Below are 17,326 nucleotides of genomic sequence, written 5' to 3'. Positions count from 1 at the left end.
CTAGATCATGGCCACTGAAATCCGCGTACCAACCCTCGGCGAGTCCGTCAGCGAAGCAACTGTCGGAACCTGGTTCAAAAAGGTTGGCGATACCGTCAAGGCCGACGAGCCGCTGGTAGAGCTGGAAACCGACAAGGTAACCGTTGAAGTTCCGGCACCCGCCTCCGGTGTACTGACAGAAATCGTTGCCCAGAATGGCGAGACGGTTGGTCTTGACGCTCTGCTTGGCCAGATCGCAGAAGGTACTGCGGGCGCTGCTCCATCCGCACCGGCTGCTGCGCCTGCAAAGGCACCTGAGTCTGCTGCTGCTGTTTCGTCTGCTGCGCCAAGCTCCATGCCGCCTGCACCGGCTGCTGGCAAACTCTTGTCAGAAAACAACCTCTCTGCCGATCAGGTCGATGGTTCCGGCAAGCGCGGACAGGTTTTGAAGGGCGACGTTCTGGCCGCTGTTGCCAAGGGCACGTCTGCCCCAGTCGCAGCCCCGGCTGCCGTCGCTGCACCCCGCCCGGTTTCTTCCGAAGGCGATGCTGTTCGCGAAGAGCGCGTGAAGATGACGCGCCTGCGTCAGACCATCGCCCGCCGCCTGAAGGATGCGCAGAACACAGCCGCCATGCTCACCACTTACAACGAAGTGGACATGACTGCGGTCATGGAACTGCGCAATCGCTATAAGGACGTGTTCGAGAAGAAGCATGGCGTCAAGCTCGGCTTCATGGGCTTTTTCACGAAAGCCGTCACGCATGCCCTGAAGGAACTGCCTGCGGTAAATGCGGAGATCGATGGCACCGACATCATCTACAAGAACTATTGTCACGTCGGCATGGCTGTCGGCACCGACAAGGGTCTTGTCGTTCCGGTCATTCGTGATGCCGACCAGCGCTCTATCGCTGGCGTCGAGAAGGAACTCGGTCGTCTTGCCAAGGCAGCCCGCGACGGTTCACTTGGCATGGCCGACATGCAGGGCGGCACCTTCACCATCACAAATGGTGGCGTCTACGGCTCGCTGATGTCTTCTCCGATCCTCAATGCACCGCAGTCCGGTATTCTCGGCATGCACAAGATCCAGGAGCGTCCGGTCGCTATCGGCGGTCAGGTCGTCATCCGTCCGATGATGTATCTGGCGCTCTCCTACGATCACCGCATCGTTGACGGCAAGGAAGCCGTGACCTTCCTCGTCCGCGTCAAGGAAAGCCTTGAAGATCCCGAGCGTCTGGTTCTCGATCTCTGATCGAACTTGCTTTTTCGGTCAGCGGGGTTTCAAGTGAAATCCCGCTGAAATTGTCTCAGGAGCTTGCTTGTGCAACCCACTTTCCTCGCCGCATCACCGTTTCTACCCCTCATAGGGGTCAGTGTGCTCATTCTTATGATGCATATCGCGCTGCAGGCTATGATCGCGACGAAAGAGCTTGGTAGCAGCTGGAATGCCGGTCCGCGTGACGATGGCAAAAAAGTGCAAGGCAAACTCGCTGGTCGCGCCGAGCGCGCAGCCTCGAATTTTCTCGAAACCTACGTCGCCTTCGTCGCCTTGGCCTTCGGCGTCATCATGGCAGGTGACCCGGTTGGCCTTGCGTTAATTGGCGCCTGGATTTGGATTGTCTGCCGCATCGTCTACATACCGCTGTATCTGGCAGGCATCCCCTATATCCGGTCGCTGGTCTGGGTCGGCTCCATGATCGGGCTCTTGCTCATGCTCTTCGTCTTGCTGTTCTAGGAGGCAGATTGATGCACCAATATCTGATCGAACTTGCATCTTTGATGGCAATCTTCTTTTTCGGGATCATTTCACCGGGCGCCGATTTGGCGATGGTGATGCGGCAGGCTCTTTTGCACGGACGCCGCCAAGCCATCATCACGAGCTTTGGAGTCGGAACGTCTTTGATGTTCCACGTGACCTACACGATCCTAGGGCTCGGGCTGATCATCTCGCAATCTATCTATCTCTTCAACATCGTCAAATGGCTCGGCGTTGCCTATCTGATCTATATCGGTGTCAAGGCTTTGCGGGCTGGCAAGATGGAGATGCCAGAGGCCGATGGCGTTGATGTCGTGCAGCAGAAAAGCCAGTCAGGTTTAAAAGCCTTCACGCTCGGTTTTGCTGCCAATGCGCTCAACCCGAAGCCGGTCTTTTTCTTCCTGTCGATCTTCTCGACGGTGGTGCATGCGCACACGCCAGTTCCGATCAAATTCGGCTACGGCTTCGTCATGGCAAGCTGCCTCATACTCTGGTTCGTCGGCGTCAGCATGTTCATGACGACGCCACGCATGCGCGCAGCCTTTGCCCGCGCCAGCCAATGGATCGACCGGACCAGCGGCGTCGTGTTCATCGCGCTCGGCATCAAACTGGCAACGGAAAAGTCGGCCTGATTTTTCAGGTCAAACGAAAGTAGGGCGGCTCATGTCGCCGCCCCCAATCTATCAGGAACGAACACATGGCATATGATGTAGTTGTAATCGGCACAGGCCCCGGCGGATATGTTTGCGCGATCAAGGCGGCACAGCTTGGCTTGAAGGTCGCCGTTATCGAGAAGCGGGCGACCTATGGCGGTACCTGCCTGAACGTTGGCTGCATTCCTTCGAAGGCGCTTCTGCACGCATCGGAAGTTTTCGCGCATGTGGCCCACGGCGTCGATAGCCTTGGTATTGAAGTTGCTGCGCCGACGCTCAACCTCGACAAGATGATGGCGCATAAGGACGGTGTGGTGAAGGCCAACGTCGATGGCGTTTCCTTCCTGTTCAAGAAAAACAAGGTCGACACCTTCCAGGGTCTCGGCAAGATCGTGTCTGCCGGCAAGGTTTCCGTCACCACCGATGCAGGTGAGGTTCAGGAAATCGAAGCCAAGAACATCGTCATTGCGACCGGTTCCGACATCGCGGGCATTCCGGGCGTGCAGGTCGATATCGATGAGCAGGTCATTGTCTCCTCTACGGGTGGCATTGCGCTGACGAAGGTTCCAGAAAAGATGATCGTCGTCGGTGGCGGTGTCATCGGCCTCGAGCTCGGATCGGTCTGGTCGCGTTTGGGCGCCAAGGTCACGGTCGTTGAATATCTTGACAATATTCTCGCTGGCATGGATGGCGAGCTTTCCAAGCAGGCGCAGCGTCTGTTTGCCAAGCAGGGCATCGATTTCAAGCTGGGCGCCAAGGTCACTGCCGTCGAAAAGGCTGGTGATGGCGCTAAGGTTACGTTCGAGCCGGTCAAGGGCGGTGCGGCTGAAACGCTCGACGCCAATGTCGTGCTGATTTCCACCGGTCGTAAGCCTTTCACCGAGGGTCTCGGTCTGACGGAAGCAGGCGTTGTGCTGGATAGCCGTGGCCGCGTCGAGATCGACGGTCATTACAAGACCAATGTCGACGGCATTTACGCCATCGGCGACGTGGTCAAGGGTCCGATGCTGGCCCACAAGGCGGAAGACGAAGGCGTCGCACTGGCGGAAATTCTCGCTGGTCAGCACGGCCATGTGAATTATGATGTCATTCCCGGCGTGGTCTACACTCAGCCGGAAGTCGCCTCCGTCGGCAAGACGGAAGAGGAACTGAAGGCTGCGGGCATTGCCTACAAGGTCGGCAAATTCCCCTTCACGGCCAATGGTCGCGCTCGCGCCATGCAGGTCACGGACGGTTTCGTGAAAATTCTGGCTGACAAGGAAACCGACAAGGTTCTCGGCGGTCATATCCTCGGCTTCGGCGCTGGCGAGTTGATCCAGGAAATTTCTGTGCTGATGGAATTCGGCGGTTCTTCGGAAGATCTGGGCCGTACTTGCCATGCGCACCCGACCATGTCTGAAGCGGTGAAGGAAGCGGCACTCGCGACCTTCTTCAAGCCGATCCACATGTAAGCTTTCAAGCCAACAAAAAGGCCGCAGTCTTTACGGACTGCGGCCTTTTTTTATACGTGCTTTTTGCGCGTCGTATTACGTTCTTATGGCGTGAAGATACTGGAAGTGCCTGTCATATTGCAGGAGCACGTCCTGAATGAGCTCTTCTTTCGTGAAGCCCATCACATCGTAATCTTGCCCGCCATCCGACAGAAAGACTTCTGCTCGATAATAGTATTCGGCTTTCTTGCGGCTGGATTGGCTTTCGAAGAAGCTGTAGCCGGGCGTCTCATAACGGCGCATGCGGATGCCGTAGATGAACTCTTCCGCTTCTCCCGGCGTAACGGTCAGCTTCAGCCTGTCGTCCTTGTTGTCCAGCTGCGACGTGAGGGAGCGCTTCTCAAGCTCAAGCGCGACGGCTTCCAATGCCGGTGTTGCCGTTTCCTGCAGGAAACGTTCGGTTTCAGCTTTGCCGGGGTGGTTGAGAATGCCCTGCAACTGTCGCTGCCAGCTTGCCGATTGGCGTGGCCGCAGACTCTGCACCAAGGCATTCTGGCGAAGACCTTCTTTTTGCAGTCCCTTCCAAAGGCCCCAGCACATCAACAGCATGACGAAGGTGAAGGGCAGGGCACCGGCGATGGAGGCGGTCTGCAAAGCATCCAGTCCACCGGTCGAGAGAAGGATAGCGCCGATGACACCAGAGACGATGGCCCAGAAAACACGCCGTGCCGTTGGTCCGTCCTCGCGTCCGCCCGATGTCAGCGTATCGATGACGAGCGCTGAGGAATCGGCACCTGTGACGAAGAAGAACACGATTAGCGCCATGGCAAACCACGAGACGTAAACGCCGAATGGAAACTGCTCGAGGAACACGAAGAGAGCGAGCGTCACATCGTTGGCCACCGCTTCGGATACGGCCGTCGTTGCGCCGGTCAGATGCATGGACAGAGCGGTATCACCAAACACCGTCATCCAGGCGAAGCTGAAACCGGCGGGAACAAGGAGAACGCCTGCGATGAACTCGCGGATGGTGCGACCGCGCGAAATGCGGGCGATGAACATGCCGACGAATGGCGACCACGCGATCCACCAACCCCAATAGAACAGCGTCCAGTCACCCAGCCACTCGCTCGGTCCCTTATCAGGGGCGTACGCGTACATGTAGAATGTGCGCAGAACGAACTGATCGAGGTAGGCACCGAGGTTCTGCACGAAGGCACGCAGAAGGAATGTCGTTGGACCCATGACGAAGACGAACAGCATCAGGGCAACAGCCATCAGCATGTTCAGGTTCGAGAGGAACTTGATGCCCTTATCCAGCCCGGTCGCAACGGACACGGTTGCCATGCCGGTGATGACGACGATTAGCGGCAGCTGTATCCAGAAGCTGATCGGCCAGCCAAGCACATGGTTGAAACCGGCATTGACCTGGAGCACGCCGAGACCAAGCGATGTGGCGACACCGAAGAGCGTGCCGATGACGGCGAAGATATCGACAGCATTGCCAATCGGCCCGTAGATGCGATCACCGATCAGCGGATAAAGCGCCGAACGCATGGTGAGCGGCAGACCGTGACGGAACGAGAAATAAGCGAGCGACAGGCCGATGACGGCATAAACCGCCCAGGCGTGTAGACCCCAATGGAAATAGCTGATTTCCATGGCCGTGCGGGCGGCTTCGATGGTGGCGGGATCGCCAGTCGGTGGCGCGGTGAAGTGTTTGACTGGCTCGGCGACGCCGAAGAAGACGAGGCCGATGCCCATGCCTGCGGCAAACAGCATGGAGAACCATGCGCCATAACTGTAATCGGGCTCGGAATGATTCGGCCCAAGCTTGATTTTGCCGTGGCTGGAAAACCCGAGATAGAGCATGAATATGAGAAAGACAGCGACGGAGAGCAGGTAAATCCAGCCCAGTTCCGTCACGATCCATGACTGCATGCCACTGAACAGGGCGGCAGACCCCTGCGGGGTGACGACACCGGCGATGACGAAAACCAGCGTCAGTCCAACAGACCAGAGGAAGACGTGTTTGTTGACACCCTCCGTCAAACCCACGCGTTTCTTTTCCAAAGCGTCTTCGTCAGCCATGTCAGTCCCCTCAAATCCACATAGAAAGCAAGCGCTGCCTTGGCAGTGCTATGCGGAGCGGAGAATGAATTGCGCGCCAAATAGTTGCATATTTTGTGAGTGCATAAATTTAGAAAATTCTAATTATACAGTGGCTTACGTCCAGATTGTCTTTAGTGGACGGCCGTCAAGGTGAAGCCTTTTGCGCGCAGCAGTTCGATGACGCCGACTTTGCCCGGCAGATGCAGTGCGCCAACAGCCATGAAGACATTGCCGTTCTCGAGATGCGGTGCGGCATTGTTCGCCATGACGTGGTTGCGATCATTGATCAGGCGTTGCTCGAAAGCGGCATAGCCATCTTTCCCCAGATCGTCATGCTCGGGATCGATGCTTTTCATCATGGGCATGATCATGCCGATCTCGCCCTCCACGTAGAGATCGATCATCGTCGCCATGACGTCATCCATCCGGTCGCCCAGTTCCAGCATCTGGATCAGCGACTGCACATGAAAGGACAGCGGTAGGTCGGACATGGCGGTGATCTGTTCCAGAAGCGTTTCCAGACCGACGAGCGTCTTGTCTTCGCTGACCGCATCCTTGGCAAGCTTCATGTCCAGAAAGCTCGCGCCACGCGCCTTGCGGGCAAATTCGCAGGCGGGAAGTGCCACGAAGCTGGACAATATCCACGGCTTCATTTTGACGACGGCATCGAGCGGAATACCCCGTTCTTTCAGACCGCTCTCCAGCTTCGCCACGTCCTGAGGCGACAACAGGTCGGTCATCGATTTGCCGTCGAGGAACATGGTCAGCTCCGGGCGTGCAAGCAAAGATGCGGCAGCCTTTTTCTCATCGGTAATCTCGTCCGATTCGACAATGACAGTGTCGGCCTTTGCAAGAGCCTCTTTTGCACCGTCGGGCATTTGCAGCACGCGCGGATCGGAAATATGCATCGTGCCGAGAAGCCATGAGGGCTCGACGCCTGTTTTTTCGATTTTCCAGAATGCGCCCTTGCCGTTGGGCGTCTCTTTCGCTTCGGCAACAATGGCGTCGTAGCGCGCAGGTTCCTTCTTCTGCATCTCGACCAGCAGGTTGGTCCCCTTGCACTCGATCGGGTCGTCGGCAGCATGAGCTTCGCCAACGGACAGCAAGGTCGTGACCAGAACGGCAATCGCTGCGACATGCAGTGCGGCCAGCAGCCACAGCAACGCGTCGCCCATGCGGCCCATCATCAGTGATGTCAGGTTTTGAGGCCTGGAAAGATCGATCATCGAATCACCCCGTTTTCTGGCAGCACTTATAAGACCGGGGATTTGGACGGACGGTTAATGGGTATAGTTAAGCAAATCTTGCGCTTTAAATCTTTTATGCCCGAGGATGGGAATTGTCGTAGATTTCCAACAAACGTGCCGTATCGACGCCGGTATAAATCTGCGTTGTGGACAGGCTGGCATGGCCCAATAATTCCTGAATCGTGCGCAAATCCCCGCCGCCAGCCAGCAAATGCGTGGCAAAAGAATGCCGCAGCGCATGCGGTGTTGCGTTTTCCGGCAGACCGAACGCGCCACGCAGTTTCTGCATCTCACGCTGAACAATGGCGGGTTGGAGCGTGCCGCCGCGCGCACCGAGAAACAGCGGTTCGTCGTCTTCGATATGATAGGGGCAGAGCTTGCGGTAGGTGTCTACAGCCTCAAAGACGACAGGGAGAAGCGGTACGAGGCGCATCTTGTTGCCTTTGCCCGTCACGCGAAGGCTGCGCGCACCGTGCGAAAGATCAGCCCCGGTCAGCCCCAGCGCCTCGGAGATACGCAGGCCGCAACCGTAAAGCAAAGCAAGCACCGCAGCATTGCGGGCGGCGATCCATGGCTCTTCGGAAAGCTGCGCGTTGACAGTCGTAATTTTCAGGGCCTGCCGGTCTGTGAGCGGTTTCGGCAGGGATTTCGGCTGTTTCGGCGCACGCATGGCGGTTGCACCGGCTGCGTTGACCATGCCCTTTTTCTCGAGATACCGAAGAAACGACCGCAACCCGGCAAGATGTCTTCCCAGCGAGCGTGCGCCCGCACCCTCTTTACGGCGTGACGCGAGAAAAGCGCGAAGATCGACAGGGCGCAAATTGCTGACATTGCCGATGCTGGTCGGATTGCCGAGATAGCCGGTCATGAACGTCAAAAATTGTCTGGTGTCACGCTCATAGGCTTCAAGCGTGTTATCTGCGAGCCGCCTCTCACCCGCCAGAGAGGAAAGCCAGACCTGTCGCTCTGCCAAAAGCTCGGGGTCGGCAAAGGTCAAAATCTCGTCCATGGTAAAATCCCATCGTTTGCGGCAAGACTAACCAGGTGCCGTCTGCATTTGGTTAAAATGCGGATGACAGGCAGGGACTGTCTCCGCTAAAGGTTCCTTTTCCTGTTCTCAGAGTGCATTGTCGCCAGCCTATGGCAAAAGATTCGACTGATCTGTTTGCGGCCTTGTTCGACCAGCACAAGCCCGCTCTTCCCGAACCCGTTGCGGCGGTACCTGTTCTGGTGCCTATGCCTGCACCGGGGCCGTACAGCTATTCGGTGCCAGCCGACATGGTGGTGGAGCCGGGGTCCATCGTGCAGGTACCGCTGGGCCCGAGGCAGGTTATCGGCGTCGTCTGGGACAAGGCCGATGGAGCTTCCATCGATCCCAAAAAGCTTCGACCCATCACGAAATCTTTCGATTGCCCACCAATGCGCAATGAAATGCGCCGCTTCATCGATTGGGTGGCCGCTTACACACTGTCCCCGCCCGGGCTCGTGGCCCGCATGGCGCTGCGCGCTCCTGCCGCTTTCGACCCGGAGCCGATGATCGAAGGCCTGCGGCTGACGGAAGCACGCCCGGAGCGCTCGACGCCTGCCCGGGCGCGGGTATTGGAACTGGCCGCCGAGGGTCATGCTTGGACGAAGAGCGGGCTTGCCAACGCGGCGGGTGTTTCGGCAAGCGTCATCGACGGACTTGCCAAGCAGGGCATTTTTGAAACGGTCTTTCTGCCCGCTCCATCCGTAGTCGCAGAGCCGGACCCTGACTATGTCGAGCCCCGTCTGGAAGGGCCGCAAAGGCAGGCGGCTTCCGAGATTCTTGAGGACGTAAGGAAAGGCGGCTTTGCTGTTTCGCTGATCGATGGTGTCACGGGCTCCGGTAAGACTGAGGTCTATTTCGAAGCCGTGGCCGAAACCCTGCGGCAAGGCAAGCAGGTACTGATCCTGCTGCCCGAGATCGCATTGACGGCATCTTTTCTCGACCGCTTTCAGGACCGGTTCGGCTCCAAACCGGCGGAATGGCATTCCGATCTTTCACCGCGTCTGCGCGAAAAAGTCTGGCGCCAGACGGTGACGGGCGAGGTGCGCGTGGTGGCGGGCGCGCGCTCCGCACTCTTCCTGCCGTTCGACAATCTTGGCCTTATCATTGTCGACGAGGAGCACGACCCGGCCTATAAGCAGGAAGACCGCGTCTATTATAATGCGCGGGACATGGCTGTCGTGCGCGCGCGAATCGCCGACTTCCCGGTCGTGCTGGTGTCTGCCACGCCATCTGTCGAAAGCCAAGTCAACGGCACCTCGGGGCGCTATAACACCATCCATCTGCACACGCGCTTTGGCGATGCGGCCATGCCGGACCTGCATCTGGTCGATATGCGCAAACACCCGCCGGAACGTGGCGGCTTCCTGTCGCCGGTGCTCTTGCGCGGCATCGCCAAGACCATGGAAAAGGGCGAGCAATCGCTGCTGTTTCTCAATCGGCGTGGTTATGCTCCTCTGACATTGTGTCGCGTCTGCGGCCATCGCTTTCAATGCCCGCAATGTTCCAGCTGGCTGGTGGAGCACCGTTTTCGCAGCCAACTCCAATGCCACCAGTGTGGCCACAATCAACCGACGCCGGACCATTGCCCGGAATGCGGCACCTTCGATCATCTCGCGGCTTGCGGTCCCGGTGTGGAGCGCATTGCTGAAGAGGTGGAGAAACACTTCCCCGAAGCGCGGACCATCGTGCTGTCGTCCGACCTGATGGGCGTAAAACGGCTGCGGTTGGAACTCGAAGCCATCGTGAAAGGGGAGGCGGATATCGTTATCGGCACCCAACTCGTGGCCAAAGGTCACAATTTTCCCCTCATGACGCTGGTGGGTATCGTCGATGCCGATATCGGGCTGGCAAATGGTGACCCGCGAGCTGCGGAGCGCACGTTTCAGCTCCTGTCGCAGGTGACTGGGCGTGCGGGCCGCACGGGTCTCAAAAGTCATGGTCTCTTGCAGACCTATCAGCCGCAACACCCTGTCATGCAGGCCATCGTTTCGGGTGATGCGGCTGCCTTCTATGACAGAGAGGTGATGGAGCGGGAGAAAGCCCTGCTTCCGCCATTCGGGCGATTGGCATCGGTCATCATTTCCGCCGATACGCGCGCCGAGGCCGAAACGCATGCCAGAGGCCTGCGGGCCTCCGCGCCGCAGGCATCCGGCATCATGTTGCTTGGTCCTGCCGAAGCACCGCTTGCGCTCATTCGCGGGCGGTATCGGTTCCGGCTTCTGGTCCACGGCAAGAGAAATTCCGACATGCAGGCCTTCATGCGGGCGATGCTGGGCAACGGACCCAAGGAGCGTGGGTCGATCCACGTCCAGATCGATATCGATCCGCAAAGTTTTCTGTGACGCCTTTTCCACTTACAGCCCGTCATGCCATAAGGCTGTCGGGGAACACCTGATTTGGGGACAACAATGGAATTCTATTTTCCGACCGAGTTCGGCGAGCAACTGGCATTTTCTGCCGCAGCCGTCTCTGCCATCATTGGTTTGGTCATCATGTTTGCGCCTGGCGTGACGTTTCGTCTGTTCGGTATGCAGTTTCAGGCGGAGCGCCGGGATGGCCTCGTGCTGTTGCGTTCGTCGCTCGCCGGTTTTTACCTCGGCTTCGGAGCAACTGCTCTGCTGCTTGCGCAGCCTATGGTCTATCTCGCATTTGGTGCTTCTTTCGCGCTTGCTGCTTTCGGCGCGGTCCTGTCGATTCTGTCGGACGGGGGCGCAACAATGCGAAATTGCTTACTTCTGGTTGTGCATTCAGCCTTGGCCGCGCTGACTCTGATTTACGTATTCGGGTTTGTTTAAAAAAGCCGATGCGGCATTCATGCCGCTGATATGGGCTTCTGCGGGGTGATGTCGGAAAATTTAACGGCTTGGCTCTTGCTCAAACGCCACTTTCCGTTACTACGCGTGTTGCGAGTCCCGGCTTCCTATGCTAGACGGACCGCGAAATCGAGATAAGGCAGGGGGGAATTCCGGCCTTTTTCGGGGAAATTGAAACGATTTCAAGAATTTGGAAAGCTGAGGAATTGGCGCCGTCTTCTTGGACGATTAGCAGGGAAAAAGTGCCCGTGGCAGATACCTCCCATGGAACATCCGGTGTAGCGGAAAGGTATGCGTCGTCGCTTTTCGAGCTTGCTTTGGAAGCGGGTGTCATTGAAGCGGTTGGTGCCGACCTCGAAAAGTTTCAGGGCTTGCTTGATGAAAGCGACGATCTGAAGCGTCTGGTTGCGAGCCCCGTCTTTTCGGCGAAAGAGCAATCCAGCGCTATTTCCGCCATTGCAGAAAAAGCCGGTATCGCTGGCCTGACTGCAAACTTTCTGAAAGTCGTTGCGGGCAATCGTCGTCTGTTTGCCGTTCCCGGCATGGTCGTTGCCTATCGTGAAATCGTTGCCGCGCATCGCGGTGAGATTACTGCCGAGGTTACCTCGGCTCATGCGCTGGACGAAGCGCAGGAAACTGAACTGAAAGCGGCGCTGAAGAGCGTTACTGGTAAGGATGTGAAGGTCGCTCTGACCATCGATCCATCCATTCTTGGCGGTCTTATCGTCAAGGTTGGTTCGCGCCAGACCGATACGTCTCTTCGCACCAAACTTTCCACCCTTAAGCTTGCACTGAAAGAGGTTGGCTGATGGATATCCGCGCCGCGGAAATTTCCGCTATTCTAAAAGACCAGATCAAAAATTTCGGCAACGAGGCAGAAGTCTCGGAAGTCGGCCAGGTGCTTTCCGTCGGTGACGGTATTGCCCGCGTTTACGGCCTCGACAATGTTCAGGCCGGTGAAATGGTCGAGTTCCCAGGCGGCATTCGCGGCATGGCACTCAACCTCGAAAACGACAACGTCGGTGTTGTTATTTTCGGTTCTGACCGTGACATCAAGGAAGGCGACACCGTCAAGCGGACCGGCGCCATCGTTGACGTTCCTGTCGGTCCAGAGCTTCTCGGCCGCGTGGTCGATGCTCTCGGCAACCCGATTGACGGCAAGGGCCCGATCAACGCAACGCGCCGTTCGCGTGTTGACGTCAAGGCTCCCGGCATCATTCCGCGCAAGTCGGTTCATGAACCGATGTCGACAGGCCTCAAGGCCATCGACGCTCTGATCCCAGTTGGTCGTGGCCAGCGCGAGCTCGTCATCGGTGACCGTCAGACCGGCAAGACAGCGATCATTCTCGACACGATCCTGAACCAGAAGGCCATTCACGATAGCGGTCCAGACAGCGAAAAGCTGTACTGCGTTTACGTCGCTATCGGCCAGAAACGTTCGACTGTTGCTCAGTTCGTGAAGGTTCTGGAAGAGCGTGGCGCTCTTCAGTATTCGATCATCGTTGCTGCAACGGCTTCCGATCCTGCTCCGATGCAGTATCTGGCACCGTTTGCTGGTTGCGCCATGGGCGAATACTTCCGTGACAACGGCATGCACGCGCTGATCGGTTACGATGACCTTTCCAAGCAGGCTGTTGCCTACCGTCAGATGTCGCTTCTTCTGCGTCGTCCTCCGGGCCGCGAAGCTTACCCTGGCGACGTTTTCTACCTTCATTCGCGTCTGCTCGAGCGCGCCGCCAAGATGGGCGACGATGCTGGCAATGGTTCGCTGACGGCTCTGCCGGTCATCGAAACACAGGGTAACGACGTTTCCGCGTTTATTCCGACCAACGTGATCTCGATCACCGACGGCCAAATCTTCCTTGAAACCGACCTGTTCTATCAGGGTATCCGTCCGGCTGTTAACGTCGGTCTGTCGGTGTCTCGCGTTGGTTCTGCCGCTCAGATCAAGGCCATGAAGCAGGTTGCCGGTTCGATCAAGGGTGAGCTTGCCCAGTATCGTGAAATGGCAGCATTTGCCCAGTTCGGTTCCGACCTCGATGCCTCCACACAGCGCCTGCTGAACCGTGGTGCACGTCTGACCGAATTGCTCAAGCAGCCACAGTTCTCCCCGCTCAAGACGGAAGAACAGGTTGCTGTGATCTTCGCTGGTGTTAACGGTTACCTGGACAAGGTCGCTGTTGCTGACATCAGCAAGTTCGAACAGGGTCTGCTGTCTTACCTCCGCTCGGAAGGCAAGGACATTCTCGACACCATCCGCACGGAAAAGGCTGTTAGCGATGACACCAAGGGCAAGTTGAAGACTGCTCTTGAGAACTTCGCCAAGTCTTTCTCCTGATTAGCCTCGTGACTGGGACGGATAACGGATGCCTTCACTAAAGGATCTGAAAAACCGCATAGCCTCCGTAAAGGCGACGCAGAAGATTACCAAGGCGATGAAAATGGTCGCTGCGGCGAAGCTTCGGCGCGCCCAGGAAGCTGCGGAGGCCGCCCGGCCTTACTCGCAGCGCATGGGTGCCGTTCTTGCCAACATCGCTCAGGCGGTAGAGGCAGACGTTGCTCCGGTTCTGATGACCGGTACGGGCAAGGACGACGTGCATCTGCTCGTCGTCTGCACGGCAGACCGTGGTCTTTGCGGTGGTTTCAATGCACAGATTTCCCGTTTTGCCCGTGATCGCGCTCGCAAGCTGATTGCAGAAGGCAAGACGGTCAAGATCATGACTGTCGGCAAAAAAGGCTACGATAGCCTGCGTCGCGAATTCTCGTCCAACATCATCGAGCGCATCGAATTGCGTGACGTGAAGCGGGTGGGTTTCGAGAACGCCGATGGTATCGCCAAGAAGATCATCGCGCGTTTTAACGCCGGTGAGTTCGATGTCTGCACGCTGATCTATTCCGAGTTCAAGTCGGTCATCAGCCAGATCCCGACAGGTCTGCAGCTTATTCCTGCTGCGGCTCCCGCCGTCGAGGTCGAGCAGTCTGCAACGACGGCGATTTACGAATACGAGCCGGATGCGGCTTCCATTCTGGAAGACCTTATTCCGCGCAACATTTCGGTTCAGGTTTTCCGGGCTCTGCTCGAAAACGTGGCTGGCGAAATGGGTGCCAAGATGAGCGCGATGGACAATGCCACGCGCAACGCCGGTGAAATGATCAATAAGCTGACGCTTTCCTATAACCGTCAGCGCCAGGCTCAGATCACCAAGGAACTGATTGAAATCATTTCGGGCGCGGAAGCGCTCTGAGGTTAAGGAAAGAGGGTAAGGATAATGGCTAAGGCAGCTACCCCAAAGAAAACCGCAGCGATCACTGGCGCGACCGGCAAGGTTACGCAGGTTATCGGCGCTGTTGTCGACGTGGCGTTCGAAGGCGACCTGCCTGCGATCCTCAACGCGATTGAAACTGACAATAACGGCAACCGTCTGGTTCTCGAAGTTGCGCAGCACCTCGGCGAAAATGTCGTGCGTACAATCGCCATGGACTCGACCGAAGGTCTGGTTCGCGGTCAGGCCGTTCGTGACACGGGCGCTCCGATCACCGTTCCCGTTGGTCCTGAGACGCTCGGTCGTATCATGAACGTCATCGGCGAGCCCGTTGACGAAGCAGGTCCGCTGGTCACATCCGGCATGCGCGCCATCCACCAGGAAGCACCTTCCTACGTCGAGCAGTCCACAGATGGCCAGATTCTGGTCACGGGCATTAAGGTTGTCGACCTCCTGGCGCCTTACGCCAAGGGCGGTAAGATCGGCCTGTTCGGCGGCGCTGGCGTTGGCAAGACCGTTCTGATCATGGAACTGATCAACAACGTCGCCAAGGCGCATGGTGGTTACTCGGTGTTTGCCGGCGTGGGTGAACGTACCCGCGAAGGCAACGACCTTTACCACGAAATGATCGAATCCGGCGTGAACAAGCTGGGCGGTGGCGAAGGCTCCAAGGCTGCTCTCGTTTACGGCCAGATGAACGAACCGCCAGGCGCGCGTGCTCGCGTTGCTCTGACAGGTCTGACCATCGCTGAAGACTTCCGCGACAAGGGCCAGGATGTTCTGTTCTTCGTGGACAACATCTTCCGCTTCACGCAGGCTGGTTCCGAAGTGTCGGCTCTCTTGGGCCGTATTCCTTCCGCTGTGGGTTATCAGCCGACGCTGGCGACCGACATGGGCCAGATGCAGGAACGCATCACCACCACGACCAAGGGTTCTATCACCTCGGTTCAGGCCATTTACGTACCTGCCGACGACTTGACCGACCCGGCACCAGCAACCTCGTTCGCCCACTTGGACGCAACGACGGTTCTGTCGCGTTCGATCGCTGAAAAGGGTATTTACCCGGCTGTTGACCCGCTCGACTCCACCTCGCGCATGCTTGACCCGATGATCGTTGGCGAAGAGCACTATGAAGTTGCCCGTAAGGTTCAGATGACTTTGCAGCGCTACAAGGCTCTCCAGGACATCATCGCCATCCTCGGCATGGACGAACTGTCTGAAGAAGACCGTTTGGCCGTTGCGCGCGCTCGTAAGATCGAACGCTTCCTGTCGCAGCCGTTCTTCGTTGCTGAAATCTTCACCGGTGCTCCAGGCAAGCTGGTTGCTCTTGAAGACACGATCAAGGGCTTCAAGGGTCTGGTCAACGGCGAGTACGACCACCTGCCGGAAGCTGCGTTCTACATGGTTGGCTCGATGGAAGAAGCCGTCGAAAAGGCCAAGAAGATGGCTGCTGAAGCCGCCTGATTATCTTGAAAGCGCGTGGCCCCCACGCGCTTTCGTCCGCCGCCCAACGCAAAAGAAGTAAATAGCCATGGCCGACAGTTTCAAATTCGAACTTGTTTCCCCAGAGCGCCTGCTTGTTTCCGAGACGGTCACTGAAGTTGTCATTCCTGCCACGCTTGGCGAAATGACTGTTCTGCCGAACCATGCGCCTGTCATGACCACGATCAAGCCAGGTCTTGTTACCGTGAAGTTTGCTTCGGGCGAAACGCATAAATACGTCGTGTTCGGTGGCTTCGCGGATATCGTTCAGAGCGGCTGCACGTTGCTGGCCGAATCCGCAACGGCTGCTGACGACATCACGCCGGACGATTTGCAGAAGCGTATCGATGCTGCCCGTTCTGAAATTCAGGAAGGCAACCATCACCACGAGCATCTGACAAAGCTTGAAAAGCATCTTTATGAATTGACGAACCTTCATGAGGTTCTCGTCGCCGCTTGAAAGCACCGGGCAGGTTCCAAGGAATGACTGCCTACTAAAACATAAGAAAAGCGGCCAATTTGGCCGCTTTTTGTTTTTCAAGCGTTGTGTTCGTTAAACCCACAAACTGGGTTATAGCGATTATGCGTCGCTAGGTTGGCGAGTGACGTCACAAGGGTATCTCGCATGTCTCAAGTTCCAGCCTATCGTTCGGTCAAGCGCATCTCGCTTAAAAATGGTGCCGTCAAGGAAGACGCGCGCAACGTACCAGAAGAGATTCCTGTTGCCTTTTCCTATGGTGGCTCGACCCATGCGGTGATGATGGCATCACCGGTCGATCTGGAGGATTTCGCCTATGGTTTCAGCCTGACCGAAGGTATAATCTCCGAGGCCTCACAGATTGAAGCGGTTGACGTCCTCGAAACGGACCAAGGTTTCGACGTTCAGGTCACGTTGTTCGATCAACAGGCCGACGCATTGCGGGCGCGCAAGCGTCACATGGCGGGCCCAGTCGGCTGCGGTTTATGCGGGATCGAATCCATCGAGCAGGCTGTACGCCCGATACCCGATGTGTCGTCCGTCGAATTGAGCCTCCATACAACCGATCTCGTCAAAGCGATGGATGCTCTGAATGGAGAGCAGGTCATTTTTCGACATACACGAGCGGTACACGGGGCGGGCTTTTATATTCCGGCGTCCGGCCTCATCGCTGCCAGAGAAGACGTTGGCCGCCATAACGCCTTGGATAAGCTCGCTGGTCGCGTTTTGCGAAGTGGTCACTCTCGTTCAACCGGCGTCGTTGTGGTCACAAGCCGTATTTCCGTGGAGATGGTGCAGAAGGCTGCGATTTTGGGCAGTCCGATACTCGCAGCGGTCTCAGCCCCGACTGCGCTTGCAATCGAAACCGCTGAGAAGGCTGGAATGACGCTCGTCGCACTTGTGAGGGGCGAGGATTTGGAAATCTTTACCCGCCCGGATCGGATCGTTTTGAATATGCCTGACGATAAATCTTGAGAGCTTGCCCGCATTCCTTTTGCTTTCTGCTTCTGCTTTGATATTCGTCAACTGGATATCAACGGACGCTCGCCACCGTGCCAGTGGTCTCCGTGTGCATTCCAGAACCAT

At 57.2% G+C, this 17,326-nt stretch carries 15 protein-coding genes; 12 read left to right on the top strand and 3 right to left on the bottom strand.

All coding sequences use genetic code 11. The features are described 5' to 3' along the window. The first annotated feature begins 7 nt into the window (after positions 1–7). The 4 genes from odhB to lpdA all read left to right on the top strand — a co-directional run bounded on the left by odhB (position 8) and on the right by lpdA (position 3,836). Positions 8–1,228 (top strand): 2-oxoglutarate dehydrogenase complex dihydrolipoyllysine-residue succinyltransferase, encoded by a 1,221-nt coding sequence (gene odhB / locus HRR99_RS13560; protein WP_233122098.1) that lies wholly within the window; start codon positions 8–10, stop codon positions 1,226–1,228. Positions 1,229–1,297: 69 nt separating this feature from the next. Beyond that, positions 1,298–1,711, top strand: a complete 414-nt coding sequence (locus HRR99_RS13555) for an MAPEG family protein (protein ID WP_111840531.1) — start codon at positions 1,298–1,300, stop codon at positions 1,709–1,711. Between the two features lie 11 nt (positions 1,712–1,722). Then, positions 1,723–2,364, top strand: a complete 642-nt coding sequence (locus tag HRR99_RS13550) for a LysE family translocator (RefSeq protein ID WP_233122097.1) — start codon at positions 1,723–1,725, stop codon at positions 2,362–2,364. Between the two features lie 65 nt (positions 2,365–2,429). Continuing rightward, a complete protein-coding gene (lpdA, locus tag HRR99_RS13545; RefSeq protein ID WP_233122096.1) occupies positions 2,430–3,836 on the top strand; it encodes a dihydrolipoyl dehydrogenase in 1,407 nt (468 codons plus the stop codon). A gap of 75 nt (positions 3,837–3,911) precedes the next feature. Here the strand turns inward: lpdA and HRR99_RS13540 are convergent, their stop codons facing one another. From HRR99_RS13540 to HRR99_RS13530, 3 genes are all read right to left on the bottom strand, one after another. Next, positions 3,912–5,906, bottom strand: coding sequence for a BCCT family transporter (locus HRR99_RS13540; protein WP_233122095.1), 1,995 nt, complete (start codon positions 5,904–5,906; stop codon positions 3,912–3,914). Positions 5,907–6,058: 152 nt separating this feature from the next. Next, the gene (locus HRR99_RS13535; protein WP_233122094.1) at positions 6,059–7,153 is read right to left on the bottom strand and encodes a TraB/GumN family protein; all 1,095 of its coding nucleotides are present in this window, start codon (positions 7,151–7,153) and stop codon (positions 6,059–6,061) included. A gap of 94 nt (positions 7,154–7,247) precedes the next feature. Further along, positions 7,248–8,183 (bottom strand): tyrosine recombinase XerC, encoded by a 936-nt coding sequence (locus HRR99_RS13530; RefSeq protein WP_233122093.1) that lies wholly within the window; start codon positions 8,181–8,183, stop codon positions 7,248–7,250. Positions 8,184–8,314: 131 nt separating this feature from the next. Between HRR99_RS13530 and HRR99_RS13525 the strand changes: the two genes are divergently transcribed. The 8 genes from HRR99_RS13525 (at position 8,315) to fdhD (ending at position 17,215) form a co-directional block, all read left to right on the top strand. Then, positions 8,315–10,546, top strand: coding sequence for a primosomal protein N' (locus HRR99_RS13525; RefSeq protein WP_233122092.1), 2,232 nt, complete (start codon positions 8,315–8,317; stop codon positions 10,544–10,546). 66 nt (positions 10,547–10,612) lie between these two features. Continuing rightward, entirely contained in the window at positions 10,613–10,999 is a 387-nt protein-coding gene (locus HRR99_RS13520) for an AGROH133_08824 family phage infection protein (protein ID WP_233122091.1), read from the top strand. Between the two features lie 260 nt (positions 11,000–11,259). Then, on the top strand, positions 11,260–11,826 hold the full coding sequence (locus HRR99_RS13515) for a F0F1 ATP synthase subunit delta (RefSeq protein ID WP_233123507.1): 567 nt from the start codon (positions 11,260–11,262) through the stop codon (positions 11,824–11,826). Beyond that, entirely contained in the window at positions 11,826–13,355 is a 1,530-nt protein-coding gene (atpA, locus tag HRR99_RS13510; RefSeq protein ID WP_065700562.1) for a F0F1 ATP synthase subunit alpha, read from the top strand. Before HRR99_RS13515 ends, atpA begins: the two co-directional genes overlap by 1 nt. A 28-nt stretch (positions 13,356–13,383) precedes the next feature. Next, positions 13,384–14,262, top strand: coding sequence for a F0F1 ATP synthase subunit gamma (locus HRR99_RS13505; protein ID WP_112499076.1), 879 nt, complete (start codon positions 13,384–13,386; stop codon positions 14,260–14,262). A 24-nt stretch (positions 14,263–14,286) separates the two neighbouring features. Next, positions 14,287–15,744, top strand: coding sequence for a F0F1 ATP synthase subunit beta (gene atpD / locus HRR99_RS13500; protein WP_112499077.1), 1,458 nt, complete (start codon positions 14,287–14,289; stop codon positions 15,742–15,744). A gap of 67 nt (positions 15,745–15,811) precedes the next feature. Further along, positions 15,812–16,222 (top strand): F0F1 ATP synthase subunit epsilon, encoded by a 411-nt coding sequence (locus HRR99_RS13495; RefSeq protein WP_111840410.1) that lies wholly within the window; start codon positions 15,812–15,814, stop codon positions 16,220–16,222. Between the two features lie 165 nt (positions 16,223–16,387). Beyond that, on the top strand, positions 16,388–17,215 hold the full coding sequence (gene fdhD / locus HRR99_RS13490; protein ID WP_233122090.1) for a formate dehydrogenase accessory sulfurtransferase FdhD: 828 nt from the start codon (positions 16,388–16,390) through the stop codon (positions 17,213–17,215). Positions 17,216–17,326 lie beyond the last annotated feature (111 nt).

This window comes from Agrobacterium vaccinii (genome assembly GCF_021310995.1).
GTDB classification, from domain to species: domain Bacteria; phylum Pseudomonadota; class Alphaproteobacteria; order Rhizobiales; family Rhizobiaceae; genus Agrobacterium; species Agrobacterium vaccinii.
Note: the sequence above shows the minus strand (reverse complement) of the source record. Positions and strands in the feature narration are given on the sequence as shown.

Bases quoted from the DNA above. Each gene is read 5' to 3' on its own strand.
- HRR99_RS13540 (WP_233122095.1), bottom strand. From the start codon at position 5,906: ATGGCTGACGAAGACGCTTTGGAAAAGAAACGCGTGGGTTTGACGGAG.
- lpdA (WP_233122096.1), top strand. From the start codon at position 2,430: ATGGCATATGATGTAGTTGTAATCGGCACAGGCCCCGGCGGATATGTT.
- HRR99_RS13525 (WP_233122092.1), top strand. From the start codon at position 8,315: ATGGCAAAAGATTCGACTGATCTGTTTGCGGCCTTGTTCGACCAGCAC.
- fdhD (WP_233122090.1), top strand. From the start codon at position 16,388: ATGTCTCAAGTTCCAGCCTATCGTTCGGTCAAGCGCATCTCGCTTAAA.
- HRR99_RS13495 (WP_111840410.1), top strand. From the start codon at position 15,812: ATGGCCGACAGTTTCAAATTCGAACTTGTTTCCCCAGAGCGCCTGCTT.
- HRR99_RS13520 (WP_233122091.1), top strand. From the start codon at position 10,613: ATGGAATTCTATTTTCCGACCGAGTTCGGCGAGCAACTGGCATTTTCT.
- HRR99_RS13505 (WP_112499076.1), top strand. From the start codon at position 13,384: ATGCCTTCACTAAAGGATCTGAAAAACCGCATAGCCTCCGTAAAGGCG.
- HRR99_RS13530 (WP_233122093.1), bottom strand. From the start codon at position 8,183: ATGGACGAGATTTTGACCTTTGCCGACCCCGAGCTTTTGGCAGAGCGA.
- HRR99_RS13550 (WP_233122097.1), top strand. From the start codon at position 1,723: ATGCACCAATATCTGATCGAACTTGCATCTTTGATGGCAATCTTCTTT.
- atpA (WP_065700562.1), top strand. From the start codon at position 11,826: ATGGATATCCGCGCCGCGGAAATTTCCGCTATTCTAAAAGACCAGATC.
- atpD (WP_112499077.1), top strand. From the start codon at position 14,287: ATGGCTAAGGCAGCTACCCCAAAGAAAACCGCAGCGATCACTGGCGCG.
- HRR99_RS13535 (WP_233122094.1), bottom strand. From the start codon at position 7,153: ATGATCGATCTTTCCAGGCCTCAAAACCTGACATCACTGATGATGGGC.
- odhB (WP_233122098.1), top strand. From the start codon at position 8: ATGGCCACTGAAATCCGCGTACCAACCCTCGGCGAGTCCGTCAGCGAA.